Raw genomic sequence first — 26,125 nt, forward strand, 5'->3', positions numbered from 1 at the left:
GTGTTCACCACAGTCGCACCACGGCTCGCCGCCGACCGGACCGGCCTCCTGCGGGAGCTGCCGGTCCGGCCGGCGGCGTCCGCCGCCCGCACCTTTCGCGGCAACGGGCCGATCGAGGACGACGGCCTGGACCGCTACCTCGCCGACATGGTGGGCGCCTACGGCCGCTCCTACGACCCGGAGTTCCTCGCCAAGGCCCAGGTCACCTCGTACACGACGATGGCGTCGACGGTGGTGGCCGAGCTGACTCCCGGCGTGGACGCGCTGCGCCGGATCGTGCTCGCGTTCGCCACGCCGGACATCGACTCCCGGGCCTCGGCCGGGTGCTACCTGGTCGAGGCGGCACCCGGACGACCGACCGTGTTCTGCGTCAGCGACCAGGGCGCCACCGCGCCGTTCACCGCACTGCGGCTGGCCGCCGACCACCTGCGCGACGCCGCAGCCGACGCCCGTACCGCACTCGTCGTCCTCGACCAGCGCAACCTCCCGTGGGAGGTGGACGCGACCGAGCGGGTGCCGGCCGAGGACGTCGCGGTGGCGTACGCCTTCCGGCCGACCGCCCCCGGCGAGGCCGGTGTGCTGCTCGCCCAGCGCACCCAGGTCGATTCGGCGGCGGCAGCGGCGCTGCTGGTCGACATCCTGGACGAGATCTCGGCCCGGGACGGCCGTCCGTTCGAGCTGGTGGCCGGGTACGACGTGCCGGTCACCGCCGAGGTCGCGTTGCGGGCCGAGCGGGTGCACCGGGTCGCACCGGGCGCGCTCTGCACTGGCATCTGGACCACCGCCCAGCGGCTAACCGGCCGGACCGTGCTGGTCGAGTACGACCCGGTGCTGCGCTACCTCAACGTGCTCGCCTGGGACCCGACGTGGTGACCGCACAGGCGGTGGTCGCGCTGGCCGACTGCCGGACGGTCGCCCGCCGGGACGGACTGGTGGCGGGCTGGACGGCGCTGGTGACCGCGACCGACGCACCGGAGACGGTGCACGGGCCGCGCGGACACGGGTTGTGCCCGCCCGAGCGGCAGCATCTCTCCGGTGGGACGGACAACCGGCCCGCCGGGTGGGTGCTCGGCCTGACCTGGATGCGGCTCGGCGTCTCGCAGTGGCTGCTCGACCAGGCCCGGGAGTACCTGACCGGCCGGACCACCGGCGGTGTGCCGCTGATCCAGCAGCAACTGGTCCAGGGCAGTCTCGCCGAGATCGTCACCGAGCAGCAGGGCGTCGCCGCGGTCCTCGACGCGCTGGAGCACGACCCGGACCCGTCCCTCGCCGCGTACCTGCACCGGCAGCTCACCGACGCCGACCGCGCGTCGCTGCGGCTGCTCGGGGCCGGCGGCTTCCTCACCGACGGGCCGGGCGGGATCGCGCACCTGTCCGAACTGCTGGCCGACGCGTACCTCGACGGAGTTGACCATGGCGATCATCGAGCCGGATGACCGGCTGCGCGTGCTGCGCGAGCACGCCCGGGAGTGGGCCGCCGAGCTGCGGCCGTACGCCTTCGACCTGGAACGCGACCCGGACACCGTCTATCGGCACCTGGACCTGCCCGCGGTGAACTACGTGGGCAAGACGATGATCCCCGCGCACCTGCAACCGGACCCGATGCGGATCGGCAGGTACACGTACTACGGCAGCACCGCCGTGGAGCGGGTGGTCGCCGCCGAGGAGATCGCCTTCGGCGACGCCGGGATGTTCCTCGCCTCACCGGGTGCCTCGCTCTCCGGCGTCCTGGTCGGGATGCTCGGCGACGAGGCCCAGCAGGAGTGGTACTTCGGGCGGGTACGGTCGCGTCCCACCTGGACGTTCTTCGCCCTGACCGAGCCGGCGCGCGGCTCGGACGCGATGTCGCTGAGCACCCAGCTGCGCAAGGCGCCGGACGGGTCGGCGACCCTGCACGGCGAGAAGCGGTACGTCGGCAACGCGACCCGCGCCGAGGTGGGCACGGTCTTCGCGCGTACCGGCTCGGGGCCGCTCGGGGTGGTCGCGGTGCTGGTGGAGACGTCGGCCCCCGGCTACCACGCCCAGGCGCTGGACACCGTCGGTCTGCGCGGCGCGCAGATCAGCGCGATCCGCCTCGACGGCGTGCCGGTGGCACCCGGCCGGATCCTCGGCGCCCACCTGCCGGCCTCGGCGCGTGGCATGTGGAGCGCCCTGCGGACGTTCAACCTGCTGCGCCCCGGGGTGGCCGCCATCGCGTTGGGGATCGCGCGTGCGGCCATCGAGTATGCTCGATCGCAGTCCGGACGGGGTCGGGACGAGCTGGACCGGCTGGGTCATCGCGTACACACCACACGCCAACTGATCCTGCGCGCCGCCCACGAGGTGGACCGGGACGCCCGCAACGGCTACTACGCCTCGGCGGCGAAGGCGCAGGCCGCCCAGCTCGCCGAGGAGGCCACCCAGCAGGCGTTGCGGATCCTCGGCCCGGGCTCCCGGTTCGCGCATCCCTGGCTGGACAAGCTGGCCCGCGACGCACGGGGGGTCGAGTTCATGGAGGGCACCCGCAACGTGCAGCGGCTCACCGTGTGTCACGCACTGACCAAGGGCAGGTTCGACGATGACTGAGTACCGCCGCCAGGTGCTGCGCCAGGCCTCGCCGATGGTTCTCGGCGACCTGGTGGGCGTTCTGGTCCCGCTCGTGGTGGTCGCCCTGATGAGCCGGATGGGCGACGACTCGCTCTACATCCGCTCGTTGTTCACCCCGATCATGTTCGTGATCATCGCCCTGCACGCCGGGCTCGCCGTACCGAACCAGGTCGCGTCGGCGCTCAGCGGCGACGACGCCGAGAGCCGCATCCGGGCGCTGGCCGGGTTCGCCCGCATCGGTGCCGTGGCATCGGTCGTGGTGCTACTGCTGCTCGGTCTGGCCGCCCCCGGGATGGCCCGGTTGTTCGGGGTCGACGCGGTGGCACAGAGCGACTTCGTGTGGTTCGTCCGATGGGTCTGCCTGGCCGCACTGCTCGGACTCGGGTCGGTGCTCTGCGGAGCCACCCTGCGGGGCGCGGGACGCCCCCGGGAGGGCGCGGCGGTGCTGCTCGCCGCCGCCGCCGTGGAGATCGTCGGCGTGGCCGCGCTCGGCCTGCCCGGCGGGCTGGGCCTGGGCCTGTGGTCGGTGCCGATCGCCATCGCCGCGTCCGGCGTGGTCGGCAGCGCACTCGGTGGCTACCTGCTGTGGCGTACCGGCGTGTGGCGGCCCGGCACGTCCCTGGCCTGGCGACCCGACCTGCTCGGCCTGCTGGCCGGCGTGGGCCTGCCGGTCTTCGCGTCGTACGTGGCCATCTTCGCCAGCAACTTCGCGCTGACCTGGGTGGTGAGCGCCTTCGGCGCGACCGTGGTGTCCGGCTTCGCGGTGGCGTACGTGGTGCAGAGCGTGGTGATCGTCGCCGGTGTGGCGATCGGCGCGGCCACCGCGATCGTCGCCAACCAGTACCGGGGCGTCGGGGAGAGCCACCGGATGCCCGGCGTGCTGCGCGCCGGTCTCCAGGTGACCGCCGCGTTCTACGTGGTCTGCGCCCTGGTGGTCTGGACCGGCCGGGACTGGCTGGCCCGGGTGACCGCCGCCGACCCGGCGGTGGCCGCCGAGGCGTCCCGCTACCTCGGCATCGTCGCGCCCACCTTCGTGCTGATGGGCCTGGTCCTCGCCGCGCTCACGGTGCTGGAGCAGGTCGGTGGCGGGCCGCTCGCGATCGCCCTGAACGTCGTCTACTTCGGCGGCATCGTGGCGGTCGGCGGCTACCTGGCCCGGTCCGCCGGTGGGCCCGAGCCGCTCTACTGGACGATCGCGATCGCCAACCTGTTCGGCATCGCCGCCGTCGTCGCCACCGTCCTCTTCGTCCGTCGGCGAGCGGGCACCGCGACCCCGGAGACCACCGAGCACGACCAGGAAGAGAAGGAGGCGGCGGCATGGCGCGACTGACCCGGCAGGCGGTACGCATCGACGGTGAGCGGGGCGTGCTCGCCCCCGCCACCCTGGGCCAGCGCAGCATCTGGGTGGACATCGACCGGCAGATGCCGGACACCTCCTTCTACAACTCGACGGTCTTCACCCCGGTGCCCGAGGGGGTGGACCTGCCCGACGTGCTCGCCGCGCTGGACGCCCTGGTCCGCCGGCACGAGGCGCTGCGCACCCTCTTCCACCGGGACCCGGACGGGAACCTGATGCAGCAGGTGATGGCCGCCGGTGAGCTGCCGGTGGAGATCTGCGAGGCCACCGCCGAGGACCCCGACCCACGGGCGCTCGTCGACGACCTTGAGGCACGGGTCCGGGGGCACCGCTTCGACCACACGACCGAGTGGCCGATCCGGCCCGCCGTCGGCGTGCTGGACGGCGCACCCCGGGTGGTGATCACCTGCGTGTCGCACGCGGCCACCGACTACCTGGGTACCCGGGTGATCGGCGGCGAACTGGCCCGACTGCTGGCCGGCGAGGAGCTGCCACCGCCCGCGATGCAGCCGGTCGAGCTGGCCGAGTTCGAGCGGAGCGAGCCGGGGCGGCGGGTCCAGGAACGCGCGTTGGCCTACTGGCGGGAGCAGTTGACGACCGCCCCGTCGGCGATCTTCACGCCCCGCGAGCCGGAGGACCTCCGGTACGCCGTCGCCACGCTCAGCTCCAGCGCGATCAAGCTGGCCCTGGACGCCCTCGCCACCCGGTACGCCACCGGCAGCTCGGTCGTGCTGCTCACGGCCACCGCGAAGGTCCTCGGTCGGCGTACCGGCCACGACCGGGTGCCGATGATCCTGATCGCCGGCAACCGGCACCGGCCGGAGCTGCGGGGCTACGTCGGCAACCTGGTGCAGGACGTGCCGGCCACGATCGACGTCTCCGCCGAGGACTTCGCCGCGCTGGTCCGGAGCTGCTGGGGCACGGCCATGAAGGCGTACCGCAGCGGGATCAGCGACCGGCAGGAGATCAGCGCACTGCGGGGCACCGTGGCCGCCACCGCCGACCCGTCCTGCTACTTCAACGACCTGCGGCAGGTCGGGCCGGACACCGGCCGGATCGAGGAGGTGACCGCCGAGCGGCTGCGTACCGCCCAGGCGACCAGCCGGCTCACCTTCGGTCCCGGGTACGAGGTGGACGAGCTGACCTTCTTCCTCAAGGTGATCGAGGACGGGTCGGACCGGCTGGAGCTGACCGTACGGGCCGACACCACCCGGCTCGGCCGCAGCGACGCCGCCGAGATCCTGCGGGAGATCGAGGAGTTGCTGGTGACGGTGGCGGCGCAGGAACGGGTCCTGGCGGCCACCGGAGCACCGTGATGCGTCTCGACGGCGTCGTCCACGTCTGGCGGATACCGCTGGGCCGTCCACTCGCCGGTGATCCGGATCCGGCCCGTCTGCTGGACCCGCACGAGCGTCGCCGGGCCGACCGGCTCGGCGACGCTCGCCACCGCCGCCGCTACGTCCACGCGCACGCCACCAGCCGACTGATCCTCGGCGGCTACCTCGGCGTACCGCCGGAGGAGGTGGTCTGGCAGCGGGGTCGGCACGGCAAGCCGGCGCTGCTCGGGCGGCCGGAGACGAAGGTCAACCTGACCCACTCGGCCGACCTGGCCCTGCTGGCGGTCACCACCGGGCGGGAGGTGGGGGTCGACGTGGAGCGCCTGGCCCGACCGGACCCGGACGGTACGCCGTCTCCGTCGGGTCGGCTGGCAACGCGGTTCTATCCGCCGGGCGAGGCGTCCCGGGTCGGTCGCGCTCGCGGTCCGGCCCGGGACTGGTGGTACCTGCGCTACTGGACCCGCAAGGAAGCCTGCGTGAAGGCCAGCGGTGGGCGGCTGGTGCAGGGACTCCTGGTACGGGTCGCCGGATCGCAGTCGCACGGTCGCGGTCTGCGCTGCCGGGGCGGGACCGGCCTGCCCGGCCCGTGGATGGTGCGGGATCTCACGCTCGGCGACGGGCACCTGGCCTCGGTAGCGTTGACCGGGACCGCCGACTACCGGGTGCTGGTGCGGACCTGGCCGGGGCTACGCCGGTTCGGCCTGGATGAGCCGTTCCCGCAGGGCGATCGCCACGGCGAGCGTGCGGTTCGGTGAGTCCAGTTTGGTCATGATGCTGCCGACCAGCCGCTTGGCGCCGTGTTCCGAGACACCGAGTCGACGGCCGATCTGCCGGTTGCTCAGTCCCTCGGCGAGCAGCGCCAACGTCTCCCGCTCCCGGGAGGTGAGCACCGGTGCCCGGCCCCGGTCCCGCCGTGTCCGGCCGGTGGCCAGCTTGAGCAGGTGGCGGCTCAGTTCCGCGGGCACCACCACCTGGCCGTCGGCCAGCTGCGCCAGCGTGCGGTGCAGCGATTCCGGCGTCAGGTCCGTGGCCAGGAGGTAGCCGTCCGGCGTCAGCCATCGCACGATGTCGACCTGGTCCGGCTCGTCGAGCAGCACGAGGAGTTTGTGCTGCCGCCCGTCGTCGTGCCCTCGCAGCGTGTCGGCACGGCTGAGGGCCCGGGGCGAGGCGATGACCACGTCCGCACCGTCCGGTCCGGCCCGTAACCGCACCTTCGGCACCTGCTGCACGACGGCCGCCACCCCGCGCCGCGTCACCTCGTTGTCGACCACCACGGCGATCGTCAGATCGTCGGTCGGCATTGTCGGCCGGTACCCGGCGGACATCACCGGCCAGATCATCTTCTGTACCATTTCCCCCGTCTCGTTTCCGCTCGTTGAAATAGCGTCGCAGGGCCACCATAAACATCCGGCAATGGCCGCAGTAGTGGTAGCTACGGAGGTGGTGGTTCCACCGCGCGAAGGTGGCAGACGGTCTACGACCAAAGTAGTAGACGAATCTGCCGTCGTTGACGGAGCCGAATTGCCACCCGACTGACCGAGAATAGACGCATCAATGCCGTGTCGCTATTCGAGGTGCGCCGATGTCTATTCAGTCGATTGCGGATCCGCTGTCGAGCGGTTCGCTGTCCCGCGTCGTCGGCCTCTCATTCTCGGAGAGCCGTCCGGTGGTGCAGGCCGTCTTCCAGCTCCGCTTCCTGACCGGCGCGCTGCTGGCCGCACCACCATTTCATCCGACCGCGGTACGGGACCTGACAGTCGGCGCGCTGGCCTGGCTCTGCGCCACCTGGCAGGTCTATCTGCTCAACGGCCTCTGCGACCGCACCGAGGACCGGCACAACGGCTCGGCCCGGCCGCTCGCCACCGGGGCGCTGTCCGCCGCCTCCGCCGGTGGGGCGGCGGCCGCCCTCAGCCTGCTCGCGATGACCCTCGGCCTGATGGTCTCCCCCGGCTTCGCCGTCCTGGTGGCGGCCATGCTGGCGCTCGGCTGGCTCTACTCGGCCGCGCCCCGGCCGCAGAAGGCCAACCTGCCCGGCTTCGTCGGCGTGGTGGTGGCCGGCGGCCTGGTCACCTATCTGGCGGGCTGGCACGCGGCCGGCGGCGGCGTACCGGACCCACGGGCGGCGGCGGTGGCCGTGGCGCTGTCGTTCTGGATGGGCTTGGTGGGCATGACCAAGGATCTGCCGGACGTGGCCGGCGACCGACTGGCCGGTCGGCACACCCTGCCGATCGTGCTGCCCGAACGCGTCGCGCGGGGGCTGCTCGCCACCGGCGCGCTGCTCGTCGCGGCGGGACTGGCCACGGTCGCCGTCTCCGAGCCGACCCTGGTGCCGGCGGCCGGACTGCTGCTGGCCGGTGCGGTGGTGCTGGGCGTCTGCGTGCTGACCCGGATCAGCCACGGCGATCGCAGCCGCCGACGCCGTCCCTACCGGGCCTTCATGGTCACCCAGTACGCGGTGCACCTGACGGTGATCGCCCAGTGCCTCGCGAGCTGAGCGACCACCCCGCCGGTCTCTCCGGGTCAGCGGGAGAGCCGTTGCCCGTCGGAGATGATCCGGCGGGCCACCGCCTTGCGGATCGCGTCCACCCGGGACACCGCGTTCAGCTTGGCGTACGCGTTGGTCAGGTGCCGTTTCACGGTGGCCTCGGTGATGTGCAGCCGGGAGGCGATCTGCTGGTTGCTCAGCGCGCTCGCGGCGAGGACCAGGACCTCCCGCTCCCGCTGGGTCAGCGCCGTACCCGACCCGCCCGAGCCGGGCGGTCGGCGGTCCAGTTGCTCGACCGTGCCACGCGAGACCGCCAACAGGACGTTCGCCGACGGGCGACGCACCGACCGGACCGCCGCCAGCAACTCGTCCCGCAGGATCGTCTTCAACATGTACGCGCTGGCACCCGCCTCCAGCACCTCACGGACCAGTTCGGCGTCGTCGTGCATGGTGAGCACGATGATCTGCACCTCCCGGCGCTGGTGCAACACCTGCCGGATGGTCTCCGTGACCCCCGCCCCGGGCATCTCCACGTCCAGCAACAGCACGTCCGGCTGGTGGGCGACGACCAACTCGACCGCCTCCGGGCCGCTGCCACCCTCACCGACGATCCGGATGGTCGGGTCCGTGCCGAGCACCTCCTTGAGGCCCTCGCGGAACAGGTTGTGGTCGTCCACCACCACCACGCGGATGGTGTCCGAGGTGTTCATCCTTCCGAGCCGTAGAGCGGCACCTCGACCGCGACAACGGTGCCGCTGCCGGGTGCGGAGGTGATGGTGAACCGGCCGTTGAGCAGGTCGGCGCGCTCGGCCATGGACCGGAGCCCGAAACCGGCGGTCTGCGCGTCGATCAGGTCGAAGCCACGACCGTCGTCGATCACCTCGGCGTTGATGGCGTCCTCCGTGGCGACGATCGTGATCCGCAGCTCGGTGGCCTCGCCGTGCCGTACCGCGTTGCGGGCGGCCTCGCGCAGGATGAGGTACAGCTCCTCACCGACCTCGCGGGGCATGACCTTGACGTCGCCGGTGACGGTCAGTCCGGTGCGGATGGTGGCCGGCACGCTGGCCGAGAGGTAACCCCGCAGGGCCGGCTCGATGCCGTCCGCGCCGAACGAGCGGCGCAGTTCGGCGGTCAACTCCTGGACGGTCTGCAACGCCTCCCGCATCTCGTGCATCGCGGCGCCGACCTTGGCGTCGGACCGGGGCCGGTCGTGCGTGCCGTAGTGGCGGGACAGGTCGAGGTTCTGCAGGGAGAGGCCGATCGAGTGACCGAGCCGGTCGTGCAGGTCGCGGGCGATCCGACGACGCTCCTCGCGGCGCGACGCCTGCAACTTCTCGATCAGGTAGTTCACGTACGCCAGTGAGGAGAGCGACACCCGCCGGGAGATGGCGTCGTGCAGGGCGAGGGCGATGGCCGCGACCCGGGCCGGATCGGTGATGACGTATCGACGCAGGATGATCGGCAGCGCGACCTCGAACAGCAGCGCGGCGGCCCGTAACGACTCGATCGGATGGATGTTGCGCAGCGCCCGGTCCACACCGATCTCGGTGGGCAGCAGCGCGTGATCGACCACCTCGTCGATGTCGTCGACCTCGGCGGACGGATCGACCGCCGACGCCGGCAGATCGAATTGCTCCGCCACGTCGGTGACGATCGCGTGGACGTTGCGCCGCAACTGACCGAGCACCGGCGCATTACGGGTCAGCGCGATCGAGGCGGACTCCAGACGCCTGTGGTGCTCCCGAAAGATCTCTTCGGCCAGTCCGTCGTGCGTACTTGTCTGATAACCCACGTGCTTCCCTGTATTCGATTCCACTGATTAGGCCCACAGATATTCCTACTACGTGTCCCCGCGTGTGGATCCGATTACCGGCTTGTTTCATGGGAGCGCTCCCGAGGTCCTCACTCTAACAGGAGACATGGATCACAGCAAGCAAGGTGCGTGCTTACTGTCGCCGCCCGGGCGCAGTGAGCGACGGTCCCACCGCGGCAAACCGCCGCCGACCGCAGGCAGGGCCGTCGATTGTCGAGCACCGGTCGCAGCAGCCGATAAGACCGTTTTGGACCGACCGGTCGGCAGATATTCGGAAACCGATGTGTGCGACCCGAGAAGGGATCGATCAAATCGCGGATCGCCCCACGTCGAACGGCGAGCAACAATTGACCGAAAGGGGGAACCAGGCACCCGACGATGCCGACGTCGGACCGCCTTTCGTCCCCTGTGGACATCGACTGCCACCACGCGGCGCGCCGAGCCGACGGACTGTCGGAGGCGTACGCCATGCTGCGGCAATGAACTCGTCGCCGCAGTGGCTCAGCCGCTACCGCAGGGGCCAACGGGACCAGGTCTGGCACGAGCTGCACCAGTGGGGCAGCGGCATCCGGCTCCGCCCCGAGCTGGCCGAGGAGGCGCAGTCGGTCTGCGACGAGATGGCCCGTCGGGCCCGGCAGAACATCGAGGTCGTGGTGGCGCGGCTGACCGCCGCCGGCTACCGGTTCCACGAGAACGACGACGAGCAGACACCGGTGCCGCGCCCGTACGTCCCGCCGACCGCGCAGGCCGACGCGTACGCCGACTGGCTCCGGGACCGGTTCGGCGCGGTGCCGATGACGGTGTGCTCCTGGGTCCGGCTGGTGGGTGACGTGTGGCTGGTCGGCACGCACCCGGAGTGGGCCGACTCGGCGTCGGCCGACCCGCTGGTGATCGAGCTGGAGGGATCCCGCCACCCCGACGGGCCGTCCCTGCGCGAATACCACGACGAGGAGTGGACCGACTGGCAGGAGGCGCAGGCGAGCGACGAGGAACCCGGGGTGTTCGTGCTGCCGGTCGCGCCGGACCGGCTGCACAAGGAGAACACCAGCGGCGGCGGGCCGTACGGCTTCGTGCTGCCCGACGGGTGCGTGGACGGGCTCTTCGTCGGCGAGACGACCACCTCGTTCGTCGCCTACCTGAACCAGGTCTTCGGCAGCGGCGGCTTTCCCTGGCCGACCGGCTCGGAGGGCGAGTGGCAGGTGAAGCGCGGCCTGGCCGAGGACCTGCTCCCGCTCTGACCGCTCCCCGCGTCACCCCCGGGCGCGCTCCAGGCCGTCGAAGAGCAGGTCGAGAGTGAACTCGAACTCGATCTGGCTGTCGCACCAGCCGAGCGTGGGATCGTCCGCGTCGTGCGCCTCGGCGGCCACCATCGCCGTCAGGTGGGGCAGCCTCTCGGCCATCGCGGCCAGCTCCGCCTCGGCGACCTCGACGTCGGTCGCCCCACCGGCCGCCGCCGGGCGGAACACCTCCTGGGCGAAGCCGAGCGCGAGACTGCCGAACGCGTGCAGGGCGCGGTGGGCGATGCGGTAGGAGAAACCGCCGTCGCGCAACGTGGCGATGATCTGGTCGTAGTAGGTGTAGACCCCGGAAGGCACGGTCGGACGGGAGCCGAGCAGGCCGGGCGCCCACGGATGGCGCAGCATCACCGCGCGGGCGGCGAGGAAGCGCTGTCGCAGACGCGTACGCCAGTCGTCGCCGGCCGCCGTCGCGTCGGCGACCTCCGTCGCGGCCTCGATCTCGGCGATGACCGCTTCTACCAGGCCGTCGAGCAGTCCCTCCTTGCCCGGCAGGTGGTAGTAGAGCGACATCGCCTCGACGCCGAGCCCGGCGGCCAGGCGGCGCATCGTCAGCGCGGCCAGTCCCTCCGCGTCCACCAGCTCGATCGCCGCCGCGAGGGCGCGCTCCCGGCTCAGCGGCTCCCGAGGTCTTCTCGCTCCCATCCGACCCCCATCTTCCCTCTACCTTACATCGTATGGTTGCCTTACGTCGTAAGGCCGCTGCCTTCTCGACCCGGCACTGCCTTGCCCGACCGGCACTGCCTTGCTCGACCCGACGCCGCCCTTTCCGACTCGACGCCGCCTTGCCGACCCGACGCCGCCTTGCCGACCCGACGCCGCCTTGCCGGCCTGACACCGGCCGCGCCGACGCGCATCCCGAAGGAGCCTTCCCATGCACCCCCTGATCCGCACCGCCCGCGCGACCGGGTTGTTCTACCTCAGCCTCGCCATCGCCGGCGCACTGGGTTTCCTGACCGTCCGGCCCCGGATCTTCGCCGCCGGTGACCCCGACGCGACCCTGGCCCACCTGGTCGGCAACGAATCCCTCGCCCGCGTCGGCATCGCCCTGGAACTGCTCGTGGTGCTCGCCCAGACGTTCACCGCCGTCTGGTTCTACCGTCTGTTCCGCGCCGTCGACGCCACCGCCGCCGGCAGCATCGCCGTCTTCGGCATGGTCAACGCCGTCGCCATCCTGGGCAGCGCGGCGCTTCTCGCGACCGCCGTCGAGGTGGCCGGCGAACCGTTCGGCGACGCCGCATCCACCGTGCAACTGCTGTACCTGGTCAGCGGTCACCTCTGGACGGTCGGCGGGATCTTCTTCGGGCTCTGGCTGATCCCGATGGGCTGGTGCGTGCTCCGCTCCGGCTGGCTGCCCCGCGTCCTCGGCTGGACCCTCGTGGCCGGAGGCGTCGGCTACGTGCTCAACGCGTTCGTCACGTACCTCGTACCCGGTTCCGGGATCCTCGCCGACCTGCTCGTCGTCCCGGCAACCGTGGGCGAGTTCTGGATCCTCGGCTACCTGATCATCCGGGGCGTACGGCGGTCGGCGCTGACCGGGCCGGCACGGGCCGCCGCCACGACGCCGGCCTGAGCGCCGCTGTCACGATGTCCGCCTGGGTGCCGCCGTCACGACATTCGCCTGAGCGCCGCTGTCACGACGGCCCCCTGAGTGTGGCCGTCACCGCGACGCCCCCGGGTGGGGAGCGGCGGCCCGGCCGGTGACGCGCCCTTGCGCGGGCCGGCCGGGCCGCCGTGTCGTTGATCCGGTTGTGCCCGCCGCCCGCCGGCCACCACGGTGGGGGCGCCGACCACCGGAAGGGACGCCGATGACCAGTGAACGCGAGACCGTGGAGGTCGACCCCACGCTGTTCCAGGCCGTCTACGACTCACCCGCGTCGCTGCCCGGCCGGTACCGCTGGACCACCCCGGAGGCCGACGTCCGGCGGATCGAGAAGCTGCTCGGCATGCCGCCGCGCACCATCGGCGCACCGCTCTGGGTCAGCGGTGACCAGCCGGACTGTCCCAAGTGCGGTCGCCGGATCACCTGGTACGACATCGTCGCCTCGGCGCTGAAGGGCGTCCACGACCCCGCGATGATCGCCACCGTGATCCTCGGCGACCGTCGGTACGTCAACACCGGGCTGCCCGCCGCCATCCCCGGTGTCCGCTGCACCGACTGCCGCTCGCCGATCGACGGGCTACGCAGCTTCAAGTGCCACAACTGGGCGTACGCCTTCGACGACCTGGCCGCCGTACAGCAGCGGATGGCGGGTGGCTAGAAGTTAGGAAGGGACCCCTCCTATACACGAGGCGTTAGTAGGGGGCCCTTCCTTACACAGCACCCCCTGCACCGCACCCCCTGCGCGGCGCCGGCTCAGGCGGCGGCGCGGCGGGTGGGGCGGCGGCCGGGGGGTGCGGTCGGCTCGTCGCCGAAGTCCGGCACTGCCGGCATCGGGCGGTGCGTCGGGGTGCCGGCGACCACCCGCACCTGCTCGCCGTGGTGCCACAGGTCGACGGTGGTGTCGGCCGGGGCGTCGGGCAGTTCGTAGCGGGCCTCGTCGGCGGTGAGGGTGACCAGCAGCCGGTGGCCGTGCCAGCACAGGCTGAACGCCAGCCGGTCGATCCGGTCCGGCAGCCGGGGATCGAACGAGAGCAGCTCACGGTCGTCGCGCATGCCACCGAAGCCCTGCACCAGCGCCAGCCAGGAGCCGCCCAGCGAGGCCAGGTGCAGCCCGTCGCCCGTCTTGTCGCCGATGTCCAGCAGGTCCTGCAACACCGACTCGGCGAACAGGTCGTACGCCAGGTCGAGGTGACCCAGTTCGGCGGCGAGCACCGCCTGCGGCGCGGCGGACAGCGACGAGTCCCGGACCGTACGCGCCTCGTAGTAGGCGAAGTTGGCCGCCTTCTCCTCGGCGGTGAACTCCCCGGGACAACGCAGCATGGCCAGCACCAGGTCGGCCTGCTTGACCACCTGACGGCGGTACAGCTCCAGGTAGGGGAAGCTCAGCAGCAGCGGATAGTCGTCGTCCCCGGTGTCGGCGAAGTTCCACTCCGGTTGGCTGGTGAAGCCGGCCGCCTGCTGGTGCACCCCGCGCTTGGCGTCGTACGGCAGCACCATCGCCTCGGCGGCCGCCCGCCAACCGGCCACCTCGGCCGGGTCCACACCCAACCGATCGGCCGCCTCCGGGTACCGCTCGACGGCGTCGGCCGCACCGCGCAGGTTCCGCCGGGCCATCAGGTTGGTGAACGCGTTGTCGTCGACGAGTGCGGCGTACTCGTCCGGGCCGGTGACGCCGAAGATGTGGAAGCCGCCGTCGTCGGTGAAGTGCCCGAAACCGTGCCACAGCCGGGCGCTCTCCACCAGCAGTTCCAGTCCGGCCCCGGCCCGGAACTCCTCGTCGCCGGTGGCAGCGGCGTAGCGCAGCACCGCGTCGGCGATGTCGGCGTTGACGTGCAGCCCGGCGGTGCCGGCAGGCCAGTAGCCGGAGCACTCCTCGCCGCCGATGGTCCGCCACGGGAAGGTCGCGCCGGTCAGCCGCAGCTCCGCCGCGCGTTCCCGCGCCTGGGGCAGGTGCGCGTACCGCCAGCGCAGGGCGGAACGGGCCACTCCGGGAGCGACGTACGTCAGCACCGGCAGCACGTACTGCTCGGTGTCCCAGAGCACGTGTCCGTCGTACCCGTTACCGGTCAGTCCCTTGGCCGGGATGCTCAACGCGTCGTCCGGCCGGCCCGCCTGGATCAGGTGGAACATGGCGAACCGGATCGCCAGTTGCAGTTCCTCGTCACCGTCGAGCAGCACGTCGGCGGTCTGCCAGGCGGTGTCGAGGGCGGCCCGCTGGTCGGCGAGCAGGGTGTCGAAACCCGCCTCGCGGGCGGCGTACGCCTCGGCGGTCACCTGGTCGGCGAGTCCGTCGGTGTCGGTGCCGGCGACCGGCGTCCACTCGTACGCCACGTACTTGGTGAGGCGTACCCGCTCGCCGGGCGCGACCGTCCCGGTGAGGGTGAGTCGGATCCGGTCCTCGGTGGCGTCGGTGCTGGTGGCGATCTCGTCGGGGGTCGACAGCCGGTGCGCCACCGCGACGGCGATCCGCTGGTCACTGTGCTCGGTGCGGTGCACCAGGACGCCGTCGGTGCCGTCGGCGTGGTGCCGCTCGGCGATCAGCGGATCGTGGATGGTCGAGGCGGCCCGGGGGTCGTCGGCGCGTTCCGGGACCCGCTCGTTGGCCAGCAGGTCCGCGCAGATCCGCAGCTCCACCGCGTCGTCCAGGGGCTCCACCGTCCAGTCCAGGACGGCCACCCGGCGACGCGGCAGCGACACCAGCCGGGTGCTGCGGATCCGCACCCCGTGCCCGGCGGGCGAGGTCCACTCGGTGACCCGTTCCACCACCCCGGCCCGCAGGTCGAGCACCTGCTCGTGGGTGCGCAGCGTTCCGGTGCGGATGTCCAGCGGTTCCCCGCCGACCCAGAGCCGGACGAGGGCGGCGTTCGGCGCGCTGATCAGCGTGTCGCTGAGCTGCGGGAAGGCGTACCCGTCCTCGGGGTAGTCGAGCTTCCGCCGCTCGTGGAACCCGTTGAGGTAGCTGCCCGGCATCTCACAGGGGTCGCCTTCGTCGAGGGTCCCGCGCCAACCCACCCAACCGTTGCTCAGCGCGAAGATCGATTCGGTCTCGCCGAGCCGGTCCAGGTCGTCCTGGGTACGGACGATCCGCCACCGGTCGTCCGGTGCCGGTGACGGCTGGTCGGGGGTGCTCTGCACAGCGCCTCCTGGGGTGCGACGACGAGCCCTGCGGACCGTCATTTCCCCGCCGGCCCCCGCACCACACCAGGAGCCGCCCCGCTCACCACACCAGCAGCAGCGCCCCCAGGGTGCCGAGCACCAGGTACGGCCCGAACGGCAGGTGGCTCGACCAGCGGGCCCGGCCGGTGACCAGCAGGACCAGCGCCACCAGACCGGAGAGGACCAGCGCGAGCAGCAGTCCCGTCACGAGCAGGCTCCAGCCGTACCAGCCGAGCAACGCGCCCGCGCTGAGCGCGAGCTTGGCGTCCCCGATGCCGAACCCGCGCGCACCGAGCAGCAGCGTGGTGACCGCGAAGAAGAGGGCCAGCCCGAGCCCGGCGGCGGTGGCGCGCCCCCAGGGTGCGACTCCGGCACCGGTCAGCGCGGCGACGCCGAGCAGCAGCCAGGTGCCGGCGGCGGCCGGCCAGGTGAGCCGGTCCGGCAGCCGATGCACCGCGAGGTCGACGAAGACCAGGGGAATCGCGAAGGCCAGCCACCACGCGGCAGCGGCGAACTCGGCGACCGGCGGGCGGGTCAGCAGCAGCCCAGCGAGGACGGCCACGGCGACCAGCTCGACGCTGCCCGGTGGCGCGCCGACCCGCGCGCCGCATCCGGCGCAGCGGGCGGTCGGCCCGAGCGCAGGCCACGGCCGGTCCAGGCTGATCGGAGCGCCGCAGGCGTCGCAGCCGGAGCGGTTGCCGACCTCGGCGGGTACGGCGAACCGCGCGATCGCGTACCGCATCAGCGGGGTGATCGCCAGCATGGCCAGGGCGCGCCGACCCGGCCGACGGGTGGCGGGGGCGTCCGGCGGCGGTGGGTGCTCGGCCGGTGCCCGCTCCCGCAGCGCCGGGCTCGGGTCGCGCCGGCTCATGCGGCAGACTCCGCAGTCGACCCCACCACGGACCGTAGTGTGTCCGCTCGGTGCGGGTGGTGGAACGAACGTCGGGCCGGGGCTCCTCCGGCACTCGCGCAGTGTCGGCCGAAACGCGCCGGAGAGACTGATGCAATTCCCATGGAATGCAATTGGCGCGAACTCAAGCCCGATATGACCGGGGACAGATCGGACCACATGCCATTTCCCGTCACATGACGAACGGCTGATTGGCCGCTCCACGAACGACGGCTCGGCACGACCGACCGTACGCGTCCGCCCGACGCTCCGGGCGTCGCGACCGACGCCCGCAACCTACCGGTAACCACCCGACACCACCACCATTCATGACCCAGCGTGTTCGGTTGAATTGCCTCTGTTGCATCGGCCGGCATCAGCTTATGCTCGCCCCTTGGACGTGGCGCAACCATGTCGACGGGGGCATCACCAGCCAGGCAGTGCATTTCTAGAGATCTAAACAGGTAAATGCGGCTGCGATTCGGGCAGGACCGGGGAAAGCCCCTCCGGTCGCACTACCGCACGCCTGGGAAACGCCGGCGACGGCGGTCGCCGGATCAGCACCGAGGAGGGCACGAAGGTGCGAGCACGGCAGCTCAGCCGCTGGACGGCCGGCCTGGTCGCGGTGGCGGCGGTCGGCACGACCACCGCCTGCGGCGGCGCTCAGGAAACGGCCACCACGACAGCGGCCGAGCGACACGGGACACCGACCGACACGCAGCGGGTCGCCGAGGAGAAGGCCGCCGAGAAGGCGGCGCTGGCGGCTTACGCCGGCTATCTCACCGCCTCCCGCACGGCGAGCCGCCACAGCGACCCGCAACATCCGGAGTTGACCCGCTTCCTCGGTGACCCGCTGCTGACCCGGGTCCGACTCAGCCTGGTCAAGGCCCGCGACAACGGTGCCGTCAGCGCCGGCACGATCCGCTCCGACCCCGCCGTGACCTCGATCAACCTGGACGCCTCACCGCCCACGGTGGAGATCCAGGACTGCCTCGACGCGACCGGCTACCGGCTGGTCTACCGCTCCGACGAGAAGAAGACCGTGCCCGGCACCCGGGGCTCCCGACACCTGGCCACCGCCACCGCCATGCGCTACCCCGACGGTCGCTGGCTGATCAGCACCGGCGCCGCCCACCGGGACCAGCCGTGCTGACCGCGGACGCGACGCGAGCCATCCGGTGCGTGGACGACACCGGGCGCTCACGTCCCGCTCGCCGGCTGGTCCGGCGCGCGCTGCTCGGCAGCGCCCTGGCCCTGCTGCTGACCACCGGACCGGCGGTGCCGGCACACGCCGACCCTGGCGCCGAGTGCCCACCCGCCCAGCCGAACTGCAACGTCTGGGACGACGACCCCGGGACCCCCGGCAACGGGGGCAACAACGGCGGCGGCAACAACGGCGGTGACAACGGGGGCGGCGGCAGTGGCGTCTGCCAGTGGAACGGACGCACGATCCCCTGCTACAGCGAGGCGTTGGGCTGGTTCAACAGCAACGACGGCTGCTACTACAAGCTCCGCGAGCCACAGCCGGAGGCCGAAGAGGGTCACCGGTGGTACACACGCACCTGCAACGGCGGCGATCTCGGCTCGGTGGAGGTCGTCCAACTGCCCGAGGCACCACCGGGCTTCGGGGCCCCGCCGGACCCGGAGGAGTTGGCCCGTCGGGCCTTCGCCTCGATCAGCCTCGTCGCTCCCCGGGCCAGGGTCGCCCCAAGGAAGAGCATCGGGCCCGGCCTGGTCGGCCTGCCGGTCTGGATGTGGGCGGAACGCGGGCCCAACCAGTTCGGCCCGCTGACCGCCTCCGCCTCCGACCGGGGCCTGACGGTCAGTATCCGCGCCGTGGTCAAAGAGGTCGTCTGGGACATGGGCAACGACGTCAAGATCACCTGCGACGGCCCGGGCACCGCGTACGACCGGGATGGTCGGCACGCCGGCCAGAAGTCCCCGGACTGCGGCTACCACAGCGGCTACCCGAGAGCCGACACGTACGAGGTGCAGGCGACGACGCACTGGGACGTGACGTGGCGGGGCGGCGACCGGAGCGGCACCATCCCCGGCGTCACCCGCACCACCGGTGTGGTCGAGATCCAGATCAACGAGCTTCAGGTGGTGACCCGATGAGCGTGGCGACCCGCAACGGCAACCCTTCGGTGGACGCGCCGGTCGCCCCACCCCGGGTGGTCCGGCAGCGCCGGGTACGCCCCGGCCTGCTCGGCCTGGCCGTCCTGCTGATCGCCCTCGGCGGCCTGGGCTCCGCGTTCGCGATCACCTCGGTCCGCGCCACCGGCAGCTACCTGGCGGTGGCGCAGACCGTCGAGGTGGGCAGCGTGATCGGCGCGGACGACCTGGTGGCCGTGCAGGTGGCCGGCGGGCAGGGACTCGACCCGGTGCCGTCCGGTCGGCTCGCCGAGGTGATCGGGATGCGGGCGGCCGTCTCGCTCGCCCCGGGGACGCTGCTGACCATGGCCCAGCTCACCGACGACCCGCTGCTCGGCCCCGGTCAGCAGCAGCTCGCCCTCGGGCTGCGCGCGGCCCAGGTCCCCGCACCGAAGCTCCGCCCCGGCGACCAGGTCCTGCTGGTGAGCACCCCGAACAACGACGGCAACAGCAGCGGCGGTGGCTCGTCGAGCGCCACCCGGTTCACCGCGACCGTCACCGACGCGGTCAGCACCGAGGGCCGTGACGAGGTCGTGGTCTATCTGGCCCTGGCCGTTCGGGACGTACCGGCCGTGGTGGCGCTGGCCGCCCAGGATCGGATCGCGGTCGTGCTGACCAAGGCGGCCTGAGCATGGCGATCATCGCGCTGGTCTCGGCCAAGGGCTCGCCGGGGGTGACCACCACGGCGTTGGCCTGCGCGTTGAGCTGGCATCGACGGCTGGTGCTCGCCGAGTGCGACCCGGCCGGCGGCTCGGTGCTCGCCGGCTACCTCGGCGGTGCGCTCGACGGCCCCCGGGGCATCGGCGAGCTGGCCGTCGGCGAGCTGCGCGACGGCAGCCTGGAGTCGACGTTCTGGTCGCAACTGGTCGACCTGGACGCGCCCCGGCGCGAGCGACTGCTGCTGCCCGGCGTCGTCGACCCGGCCCAGGCGGGCAGCGTCATCCCGCTCTGGCAGCGGTTCGCCGACTACTTCGGCGGGCTGGAGCACGGCGACCCGCCGTACGACGTGCTCGTCGACTGTGGACGGCTGCACGTGGTCGGCACGCCGTGGCCGCTGCTGCGTGCCGCGTCGGTGGTGCTGGTGGTGAGCCGGGCACAACTGCCCGACCTCTCCGGCACCCGCGCCATGATCCAGACCATCGAACGGGACTTCGCCGAGCACCGGGTGCAGCCCGGCACGCTCCGGCTGCTGCTGGTCGGCGGCGGCCACGGCAAGACCGAGGTCAGCAAGGCGTTGCACACACCGGTCATCGCCCGGTTGCCGCACGATCCGCGTACCGCCGAGGTGCTCAGCCTGGGCGGCACCGTCCGGGCGTCCCGACCGCTGCTGCGCGCGGCCCGGGGCCTGGAGGTACCGGTCGGCGCGCTGCTGGAACGGCGACGGGCCCGACTGGCCTGGCCGGTGACCCAGGGGGTGCCGGATGCGGTTTGAGCCGGTCTCGTCGGACCCCCGCCGGTTGCCACCCGGCGCGACCTCGACCGCGCCGCCGCTGCCACCGGTCAACGGGCGGCACCATCCGCCGATGCCGGTCCCCGTCGCACCGACGGCACCCGAACCGCCGCCCCGGCCCCGGGTGGACTTCCAGATCGTCCGCGAGCTGCGCCGGGAGTTGAGCGAGCGGCTCACCCGCTGGCAGCGCGGCCGGGAGTTCACCGTCGACGAGGAGGACACCGAGCGGGCCCGGCTCGCGGTCGAACTGGTCGCCGAGTACGCCGACTCGGTGCGCCGGGCCGGTACGCCGATGGCCGCAGGCGAGGAGCGACTGCTGCTCGACCAGGTCACCGCCGAGCTGGCCGGTCTCGGGCGGCTCCAGACGCTGCTCGTCGACGACAGCATCGAGGAGGTGCACATCCTCGGCTGCGACCAGGTGCGCATCACCCGGCACGGCGGCGGCGTGGACTGGGCCGACCCGATCGCGGACAGCGACGACGAGCTGGTGGAGATCCTCCAGGCAGCCGCCCGCCGGGCCGGCGCCACCGAGCGGTCGCTGTCCACCTCGAAGCCCACCCTGGACCTGCAACTGCCCGACGGCAGCCGGTTGGCCGCCGTGTTCCTGGTCAGCCACCGCCCGTACGCGGTGATCCGCAAGCACAACACGCTCGACGTGACCCTGGACGACCTGGCCGGGGCGCGCGGCGACCTAGACGAGATGGTCGATCCGCTGCTGCGGGACTTCCTCCGCGCGTCGATGCGCGCCGGGCTGAACATCATGGTCGCCGGGCTGGCCGGTGCCGGTAAGACCACCGTCATCCGGGCGCTGATGAGCGAGATCCCGCCGGACGAGCCGTACGTGCTGCTGGAGGAGAGCCGGGAGCTGCTGCCGGCTCGGCGCGGCGCGCGGCACCGGGCGGTGATGAGCTTCGAGGCGCGGGAGGGGCACGGCGAACGCGGGCCGGACGGCCGCCCGGCCGGTGAGGTGAGCATCGCCGACCTGATTCCCGTCTCGCTGCGGATGGGCGTGCTGCGGATCATCGTCGGCGAGGTGCGGTCCCGGGAGATCGTGCCGATGCTCCAGGCGATGACCACCAGCCGGGGGTCGATGTGCACGATCCACGCGCGTACCCCCGGCGGGGTGAGCGAACGGATCATCGAGTTGGCGCTGGCGCACGGCCGGGAGATGACCGTCGACCAGGCCCGCCGGATGGCGGGCAACGCCCTCGACCTGATCGTCTATGTCAACGTGGAGGACGAGACCGGGATCGGTGGCCGCAAGCACCGGTTCGTCTCGCACGTCGAGGAGGTCCTCGGCGTCGGCGAGGCCAGCCGCATCACCACCACCCAGGTGTTCGGGCCCGGCCCGGACGGCCGGGCCGTCCCCCGGCACCTGCCGGAACGGATCCGCGACCAACTGCTGCGGGTGGGCTACGACGCCCGGCTGCTGAGCCGCTGGATCGAAGCGGGCCAGGGCGCGTGGCGACGCCCCAAGCAGACCCGACTCGGGCGGCGGTGACCGTGCTCGACAACATCCAACTCATCGCGGTGGTCTCCGGGGCGGCCTGCGTGGCCGGGCTGGTGCTCACGGTCGTCGCGCTGGTCGGCACCCGCCGCCCGCCCGGTCCGGCACCCGGCGCGGGTCCGGGGCTCAGTCGGCTGTGGCGCGGCTCCGGCACCGTGCGCGAACAGCAGACCCACCAGGCGTTGCTGATCGGCGCGGTGGTCGCGGGCGCGCTGGCCTTCCTGGTGACCGGGCTGCCGGTGGTCGGGTTGCTGGTCGCGGTGGCGGTACCCGGTACGCCCTGGCTGTTCTCGGTCGGCCGGGCGGAACGGCGGGCGATCGCCCGGATCGAGGCGGTCGGCGAGTGGACCCGCCGGCTCAAGGACGTCTCCTCCACTGGGCAGGGTCTCCAACAGGCGATCATCGGCACCGTCGGCACCGCTCCGGAGGAGATCCAGGAGGAGGTACGCCTGCTCGCCGCCCGGCTCCAGGCCGGGTGGCTGGCCCGTTCCGCCCTGCTGGCGTTCGCCGACGAGATCGGTGACCCGGTCTGCGACCAGGTGGTGGCGGCGCTCATCCTGCACCTGACCGACCGGGGCGAACGCCTCGGTGACGTGCTCGGCTCGATCGCCGCGGCGGCGTCCGCCGAGGTCGCCACCCGACGCGAGATCGAGGCCAAGCGCACCCAACCCCGGTTCGCGGTCCGCTTCCTGACCGGGATGACCCTGGCCACCATCGGGTACGGGCTGCTCAACCGCGAGTACGTGCAGCCGTACGACACGCCGTTCGGCCAGGTGGTGATGGCGGTGCTCGGTGCCGCCTTCGTCGGCCTGCTGGCCTGGGTACGGTCGATGAGCCAGCCGCCGCGACCGGCCCGCTTCCTGCCCGCCCCCGACCCCCGGGAGGTGGTGGCGTGAACCTGCACCTCACCATCGCGGTGCTCAGCGGTGCCGTGGTCGGGCTGGGCGTCTTCCTGATCGTGCGCGAACTGGTCCCGGCGACCCCGGCGCTCGGTCCGGCGCTGCGTCGGCTGCACCAGCCGCCGGGGACGGCCCGGCTCGCCCCGGCCGACCGCCGGCTGGACTGGCTGACCGGGCTGGCCCGCTGGCTGCGTCCGCCGCACCGGCAACTGGCCCTGCTCGACCGCACTCCCGAGCAGTACGCCCTCTCCCTCCTGCTGTCCGCGTTGATCGGGCTCGCCGCACCGGCCCTGCTCGGCTTCACGCTGTTCGCCGTGGGCGTCTCGCTGCCGCTGACCGTGCCGGTGCTGGGCAGCATCGGTCTGGCAGTGCTCTGCGCGCTGGTCGCGCACCGGTCGCTGATCGCCCGCGCCGAGACGGCCCGGGACGAGTTCCGGCAGGCGGTCTGCACCTATCTGGACCTGGTCGCGTTGCAGCTCTCCGCCGCGCACGGCCCGGTGCAGTCGTTGGAACGGGCCGCCGCCATCTGCGAGGGCTGGGTCTTCGACCGGATCTCCGAGGCACTGCGGATGGCCCAGATGCAGATGCACTCGCCGTGGGACGAACTCCGCGACCTCTCCGACCGGATCGGCATCCCGGAGCTGGGCGACGTCGGCGCGATCATGCGTTCGTCCGGCAGCGAGGGCGCCCAGGTGCACGAGACCCTGCGCAGCCGCGCCGACTCGCTGCGCGACCAGATCCGCACCGACAACCTGGCCCGGGCCGAGGGGGTGACCAGCCGACTCGACATTCCCGGCGCGCTGCTGGTCTTCGTCCTGCTCGGCTTCGCCATCTATCCGTTCCTCGCCCGCCTCTGACACACGACCTCGACCGAAGGAGCCCCGATGTCCGTCCTCACCGAACTGAACGCCGCGCTGGGCGTGCGGCTGACCCACGTGCAGACCGCGCTGCGGGCGCGGCTTGTGCACCTACGGGGCGACCGTGGCGACAGCCCGGTACCGACCGCCGTGATCATCTTCGGCCTGGTGACCGTGGCGTTGGCGGTCACGGCAGCGGCCCTGACCGCCGCCAACAACTGGATGGGCCGCATCCCCGGACCGCCGGCCCCATGACGATGCGCCGCCGCCGCTACGCCGAGTGCCGGATGGTCACGGTCATCCGGCACCCTCGGCCGCCCGGTGACGGCGAACGCGGCGGCAACCCGGTGGAACTGGCTGTGGTGCTGCCGGCGATCCTGATCCTGCTGTTCGGCTCGATCCAGGTGGCCGCCGTCTTCGTCGCCAGGTCCACCGCGCTCAACGCGGCACAGAGCGGAGTCAACGCACAGCGGCTCCACCAGGCCCCGGCGGGTGCCGGCGAGGAACGCGCCGCACGCTTCCTCACCCAGGCCGGTGACTGGCTGGTCGACTGGGACGACCCGGGACCGGACTGCACCGTCACGGCAACCGACGTGACCTGCACGGTGACCGGTCGGTCGCTGTCGATCGTGCCGGGAGTCAGCTTCTCCATTCGACAGACCGCACACGGGACGGCGGAACGATGGACGGCACCATGAGCCGGGGCTCGGTGTCGATCGAAGTGGCCGTCCTGGCGCCCGCGTTCCTGGCCATGATGGTGCTGGCCGGAGTCGCCGGGCGTACCGCCGTGGCCAGCGAGGCACTGGAGGCGGCGGCACACGACGCCGCCCGCGCGGCCTCCATTTCCCGCGACGCCCGCACCGCCCGCATCGAGGCCCGCGACGCGGTCCGCAGCCAGCTCGACTGGCGGGGCTTGGCCTGCACCGGCCAGCCGGAGGTGACCTTCAGCGGGTCGGTCGACGGCCAGCCCACCACCTTGGGGCAGGCGTTCAGCAGTTCCGTCGGGCAGGATGCCACGGTCACCGTGCAGATTGCCTGCACGGTTTCCTACCAGGACATCAGGATCTCCGCCCTGAGGATGCCGAGCGGGAATCGGATCACCGCCTCGTTCACCTCGCCGTTGGACCGTTACCGGAGCCGGGGATGACGGCCGGGCGGGGGGACGCCGGGCGGGTGAGCATCTTCCTCGCGGTGGCGATGATCGGCGTACTCGGCATCATCGGCATGGCGTTCGACGGCGCCGGTCAGCTCCGCACGCTGCAACGTGCCGAGAACCTGGCCGCCGAGGCGGCCCGGACCGGTGGCCAGGCCATCGACCGGGCGACCGCCATCGAGGGCGGTCCGAAACGCATCGACCAGACCGAGGCCCGAGCGGCCGTCGCGGACTACCTCGCCGCCGCCGGTGCCGCCGGTCACACCGTGACCTTCCCGGTGGTCGACGGCGAGACCGTCATCCGGGTACGGGTGTCCGTCACCTACCGCCGGGCCATGCTCGGCCTCTTCGGCTTCTCCAACACCGTCACCGTCTCCGGTGAGGCGACCGCGCGGGCGCTGACCGGGGCTCCCTAGGGAAGGAAGGTAGCCATGGCCGCATCGGGTGGCACCGCCGTACGGCGGGTCGGTCGGGTGCTGACCGGATTCGGCGCACTGGTGGTGCTGATCGGCCTGCTGGTCGGCGGTCCGATCGCGTTGCTGGCGTTCGCCGGCAACCCACTTCCGGACCACGTGCCCACACTCGCGGAGATCGGCACCACGCTGACCAGCCGGGACGACGGGCAGCTCTTCCTGCGGGCGCTGGCGATCGTCGGCTGGTTCGGCTGGGCCACCTTCGCGCTGTCGGTGCTCGTGGAGTTGGGCGCGCAGTCGCTGCGCCGCCCGGCGCCCCGACTGCCCGGGATGGGTCGGCAGCAGCGGGCGGCGGCGGCCCTGGTCGGCTCGGTCGCGTTGATCATCGCTGCCAGCCCGGCGGCCACGGCCGCCACCACGGCATACACCGCCCCCGCCTACTCCGCGCCGGCCGCCACCGCGTCGTTCGCCGGGCCGGCGACGGCATTCGAGACGGTGACGTCGCGAACGGAACGCACGACGGCCGACGCGCCGGTCTACAAGGTGGCGAAGGGCGACTACCTCGGCAAGGTCGCCGACCGCTACCTGGACGACTTCGACGACTATCGGAAGCTGGCCGCGCTCAACAAACTGAAGGACCCGGACCGGATCCGCCCCGGCCAACTGATCACGCTGCCGACCGACGCGGACGACCAGGGTGCCCGGCCGCACGCCACCGGCCGCCTGGTCGGTGCGCAGGCCCGTCCCGCGCCCGAGCAGTCGCGTCCGACACCGTCGAAGCCGACGCCATCGACACCGACGCCGTCGACGCCGAACGCGGAGCAGCCGGAGTCCGCCACGCCCACGCCGCCGCCTCCCGCCGCCACTGGGCAGGGGCGACCGGCACCACACGACGAGGCACCGGAGGGGCACCCGCCGGTGGTGACGGTGGGTGCGGCGCGGGCCGGTGAACCGGACCGGGTGAACCGTCCGCTCGCCATCTCCGCCGTGCTCGCCGTGGCCAGCATCGTCGGGGCGCAGATCGGTGCGGTGCTGGGCCTGCGGCGTCGCCCGGTGCCCGTCGCCGCCGTCCGGCAGCCGGTCCGCAGCGGTCCGCCCGGTGAACTGCCGGTCGGCCGCCACCGCAAGGACTGACGGGCCTACCGCCCCGGGTGGTCCGGCCGGTGCGGAC

The 26,125-nt window shown here is 72.4% G+C and carries 28 protein-coding genes; 22 read left to right on the top strand and 6 right to left on the bottom strand.

Annotated features, from left to right (window positions below; all coding sequences use genetic code 11):
* From ACIBO1_RS04390 to ACIBO1_RS04415, 6 genes are read left to right on the top strand one after another with little or no spacing between them, the layout of a single operon-like run.
* Window positions 1–873, top strand: a complete 873-nt coding sequence (locus ACIBO1_RS04390; RefSeq protein ID WP_396741325.1) for a hypothetical protein — start codon at window positions 1–3, stop codon at window positions 871–873.
* Complete coding sequence (locus ACIBO1_RS04395; protein ID WP_396741327.1) at window positions 867–1,436, top strand: acyl-CoA dehydrogenase family protein; 570 nt, start codon at window positions 867–869, stop codon at window positions 1,434–1,436. The genes ACIBO1_RS04390 and ACIBO1_RS04395 overlap by 7 nt, the downstream gene beginning before the upstream one ends.
* On the top strand, window positions 1,414–2,565 hold the full coding sequence (locus ACIBO1_RS04400) for an acyl-CoA dehydrogenase family protein (RefSeq protein ID WP_396741329.1): 1,152 nt from the start codon (window positions 1,414–1,416) through the stop codon (window positions 2,563–2,565). Before ACIBO1_RS04395 ends, ACIBO1_RS04400 begins: the two co-directional genes overlap by 23 nt.
* Window positions 2,558–3,916: an MATE family efflux transporter gene (locus ACIBO1_RS04405; RefSeq protein ID WP_396741331.1), complete on the top strand. Its 1,359-nt coding sequence runs from the start codon at window positions 2,558–2,560 to the stop codon at window positions 3,914–3,916. The genes ACIBO1_RS04400 and ACIBO1_RS04405 overlap by 8 nt, the downstream gene beginning before the upstream one ends.
* Window positions 3,904–5,259 (top strand): condensation domain-containing protein, encoded by a 1,356-nt coding sequence (locus ACIBO1_RS04410; protein ID WP_396741333.1) that lies wholly within the window; start codon window positions 3,904–3,906, stop codon window positions 5,257–5,259. The genes ACIBO1_RS04405 and ACIBO1_RS04410 overlap by 13 nt, the downstream gene beginning before the upstream one ends.
* A complete protein-coding gene (locus ACIBO1_RS04415; protein ID WP_396741335.1) occupies window positions 5,259–6,035 on the top strand; it encodes a 4'-phosphopantetheinyl transferase family protein in 777 nt (258 codons plus the stop codon). Before ACIBO1_RS04410 ends, ACIBO1_RS04415 begins: the two co-directional genes overlap by 1 nt.
* Here the strand turns inward: ACIBO1_RS04415 and ACIBO1_RS04420 are convergent.
* Window positions 5,967–6,581 carry a response regulator transcription factor gene (locus ACIBO1_RS04420; protein ID WP_396741337.1) on the bottom strand — a complete coding sequence of 205 codons (615 nt, stop codon included), beginning with the start codon at window positions 6,579–6,581 and terminating at the stop codon, window positions 5,967–5,969. The genes ACIBO1_RS04415 and ACIBO1_RS04420 overlap by 69 nt on opposite strands.
* A gap of 281 nt (window positions 6,582–6,862) precedes the next feature.
* On the opposite strand from ACIBO1_RS04420, the gene ACIBO1_RS04425 reads away from it, so the two are divergent.
* On the top strand, window positions 6,863–7,774 hold the full coding sequence (locus ACIBO1_RS04425) for a UbiA family prenyltransferase (protein WP_396741339.1): 912 nt from the start codon (window positions 6,863–6,865) through the stop codon (window positions 7,772–7,774).
* A 26-nt stretch (window positions 7,775–7,800) separates the two neighbouring features.
* On the opposite strand, the gene ACIBO1_RS04430 is transcribed toward ACIBO1_RS04425, so the two are convergent.
* Entirely contained in the window at window positions 7,801–8,475 is a 675-nt protein-coding gene (locus ACIBO1_RS04430) for a response regulator (protein WP_396741341.1), read from the bottom strand.
* Window positions 8,472–9,557, bottom strand: a complete 1,086-nt coding sequence (locus tag ACIBO1_RS04435; protein ID WP_396741343.1) for a sensor histidine kinase — start codon at window positions 9,555–9,557, stop codon at window positions 8,472–8,474. Before ACIBO1_RS04435 ends, ACIBO1_RS04430 begins: the two co-directional genes overlap by 4 nt.
* Window positions 9,558–10,057: 500 nt before the next feature.
* Here ACIBO1_RS04435 and ACIBO1_RS04440 point away from each other — a divergent pair, with 500 nt between their 5' ends.
* A complete protein-coding gene (locus tag ACIBO1_RS04440; RefSeq protein WP_396741345.1) occupies window positions 10,058–10,816 on the top strand; it encodes a hypothetical protein in 759 nt (252 codons plus the stop codon).
* A 12-nt stretch (window positions 10,817–10,828) separates the two neighbouring features.
* Here ACIBO1_RS04440 and ACIBO1_RS04445 read toward each other — a convergent pair whose 3' ends face one another.
* The gene (locus tag ACIBO1_RS04445) at window positions 10,829–11,518 is read right to left on the bottom strand and encodes a TetR/AcrR family transcriptional regulator C-terminal domain-containing protein (protein WP_396741347.1); all 690 of its coding nucleotides are present in this window, start codon (window positions 11,516–11,518) and stop codon (window positions 10,829–10,831) included.
* 229 nt (window positions 11,519–11,747) lie between these two features.
* On the opposite strand from ACIBO1_RS04445, the gene ACIBO1_RS04450 reads away from it, so the two are divergent.
* Window positions 11,748–12,446, top strand: a complete 699-nt coding sequence (locus ACIBO1_RS04450; protein ID WP_396741349.1) for a DUF4386 domain-containing protein — start codon at window positions 11,748–11,750, stop codon at window positions 12,444–12,446.
* Window positions 12,447–12,681: 235 nt separating this feature from the next.
* Window positions 12,682–13,134 (top strand): hypothetical protein, encoded by a 453-nt coding sequence (locus tag ACIBO1_RS04455; RefSeq protein WP_396741351.1) that lies wholly within the window; start codon window positions 12,682–12,684, stop codon window positions 13,132–13,134.
* Between the two features lie 95 nt (window positions 13,135–13,229).
* On the opposite strand, the gene ACIBO1_RS04460 is transcribed toward ACIBO1_RS04455, so the two are convergent.
* Together ACIBO1_RS04460 and ACIBO1_RS04465 are read right to left on the bottom strand one after the other, a co-directional pair.
* A complete protein-coding gene (locus ACIBO1_RS04460; RefSeq protein ID WP_396741353.1) occupies window positions 13,230–15,611 on the bottom strand; it encodes a glycoside hydrolase family 65 protein in 2,382 nt (793 codons plus the stop codon).
* Window positions 15,612–15,693: 82 nt separating this feature from the next.
* Window positions 15,694–16,395: a prepilin peptidase gene (locus ACIBO1_RS04465; protein ID WP_396741518.1), complete on the bottom strand. Its 702-nt coding sequence runs from the start codon at window positions 16,393–16,395 to the stop codon at window positions 15,694–15,696.
* 706 nt (window positions 16,396–17,101) lie between these two features.
* Here ACIBO1_RS04465 and ACIBO1_RS04470 point away from each other — a divergent pair.
* The 12 genes from ACIBO1_RS04470 to ACIBO1_RS04525 are packed head-to-tail and all read left to right on the top strand — an operon-like array spanning window position 17,102 to window position 26,088.
* Complete coding sequence (locus ACIBO1_RS04470) at window positions 17,102–17,674, top strand: hypothetical protein (RefSeq protein ID WP_396741355.1); 573 nt, start codon at window positions 17,102–17,104, stop codon at window positions 17,672–17,674.
* Between the two features lie 29 nt (window positions 17,675–17,703).
* Complete coding sequence (locus ACIBO1_RS04475; RefSeq protein ID WP_396741520.1) at window positions 17,704–18,639, top strand: hypothetical protein; 936 nt, start codon at window positions 17,704–17,706, stop codon at window positions 18,637–18,639.
* Window positions 18,636–19,304, top strand: a complete 669-nt coding sequence (locus tag ACIBO1_RS04480) for an SAF domain-containing protein (RefSeq protein WP_350697541.1) — start codon at window positions 18,636–18,638, stop codon at window positions 19,302–19,304. The genes ACIBO1_RS04475 and ACIBO1_RS04480 overlap by 4 nt, the downstream gene beginning before the upstream one ends.
* A gap of 2 nt (window positions 19,305–19,306) precedes the next feature.
* The gene (locus ACIBO1_RS04485; RefSeq protein WP_350697542.1) at window positions 19,307–20,107 is read left to right on the top strand and encodes a ParA family protein; all 801 of its coding nucleotides are present in this window, start codon (window positions 19,307–19,309) and stop codon (window positions 20,105–20,107) included.
* Window positions 20,097–21,626, top strand: a complete 1,530-nt coding sequence (locus tag ACIBO1_RS04490) for a CpaF family protein (protein ID WP_396741357.1) — start codon at window positions 20,097–20,099, stop codon at window positions 21,624–21,626. The genes ACIBO1_RS04485 and ACIBO1_RS04490 overlap by 11 nt, the downstream gene beginning before the upstream one ends.
* Entirely contained in the window at window positions 21,587–22,528 is a 942-nt protein-coding gene (locus tag ACIBO1_RS04495) for a type II secretion system F family protein (protein WP_396741359.1), read from the top strand. Before ACIBO1_RS04490 ends, ACIBO1_RS04495 begins: the two co-directional genes overlap by 40 nt.
* Window positions 22,525–23,388: a type II secretion system F family protein gene (locus ACIBO1_RS04500; RefSeq protein WP_396741361.1), complete on the top strand. Its 864-nt coding sequence runs from the start codon at window positions 22,525–22,527 to the stop codon at window positions 23,386–23,388. Before ACIBO1_RS04495 ends, ACIBO1_RS04500 begins: the two co-directional genes overlap by 4 nt.
* Before the next feature lie 27 nt (window positions 23,389–23,415).
* Window positions 23,416–23,643 carry a hypothetical protein gene (locus ACIBO1_RS04505; protein ID WP_396741363.1) on the top strand — a complete coding sequence of 76 codons (228 nt, stop codon included), beginning with the start codon at window positions 23,416–23,418 and terminating at the stop codon, window positions 23,641–23,643.
* A gap of 32 nt (window positions 23,644–23,675) precedes the next feature.
* Window positions 23,676–24,086: a TadE/TadG family type IV pilus assembly protein gene (locus ACIBO1_RS04510; protein ID WP_396741522.1), complete on the top strand. Its 411-nt coding sequence runs from the start codon at window positions 23,676–23,678 to the stop codon at window positions 24,084–24,086.
* The gene (locus ACIBO1_RS04515; protein WP_396741365.1) at window positions 24,071–24,535 is read left to right on the top strand and encodes a TadE/TadG family type IV pilus assembly protein; all 465 of its coding nucleotides are present in this window, start codon (window positions 24,071–24,073) and stop codon (window positions 24,533–24,535) included. Before ACIBO1_RS04510 ends, ACIBO1_RS04515 begins: the two co-directional genes overlap by 16 nt.
* Window positions 24,532–24,957: a pilus assembly protein TadG-related protein gene (locus ACIBO1_RS04520; RefSeq protein WP_396741367.1), complete on the top strand. Its 426-nt coding sequence runs from the start codon at window positions 24,532–24,534 to the stop codon at window positions 24,955–24,957. The genes ACIBO1_RS04515 and ACIBO1_RS04520 overlap by 4 nt, the downstream gene beginning before the upstream one ends.
* Before the next feature lie 15 nt (window positions 24,958–24,972).
* Window positions 24,973–26,088, top strand: coding sequence for a LysM peptidoglycan-binding domain-containing protein (locus tag ACIBO1_RS04525; RefSeq protein WP_396741369.1), 1,116 nt, complete (start codon window positions 24,973–24,975; stop codon window positions 26,086–26,088).
* The last annotated feature ends 37 nt before the right edge of the window (window positions 26,089–26,125 follow it).

The organism is Micromonospora sp. NPDC049903 (genome assembly GCF_044460945.1).
GTDB lineage: Bacteria > Actinomycetota > Actinomycetes > Mycobacteriales > Micromonosporaceae > Micromonospora.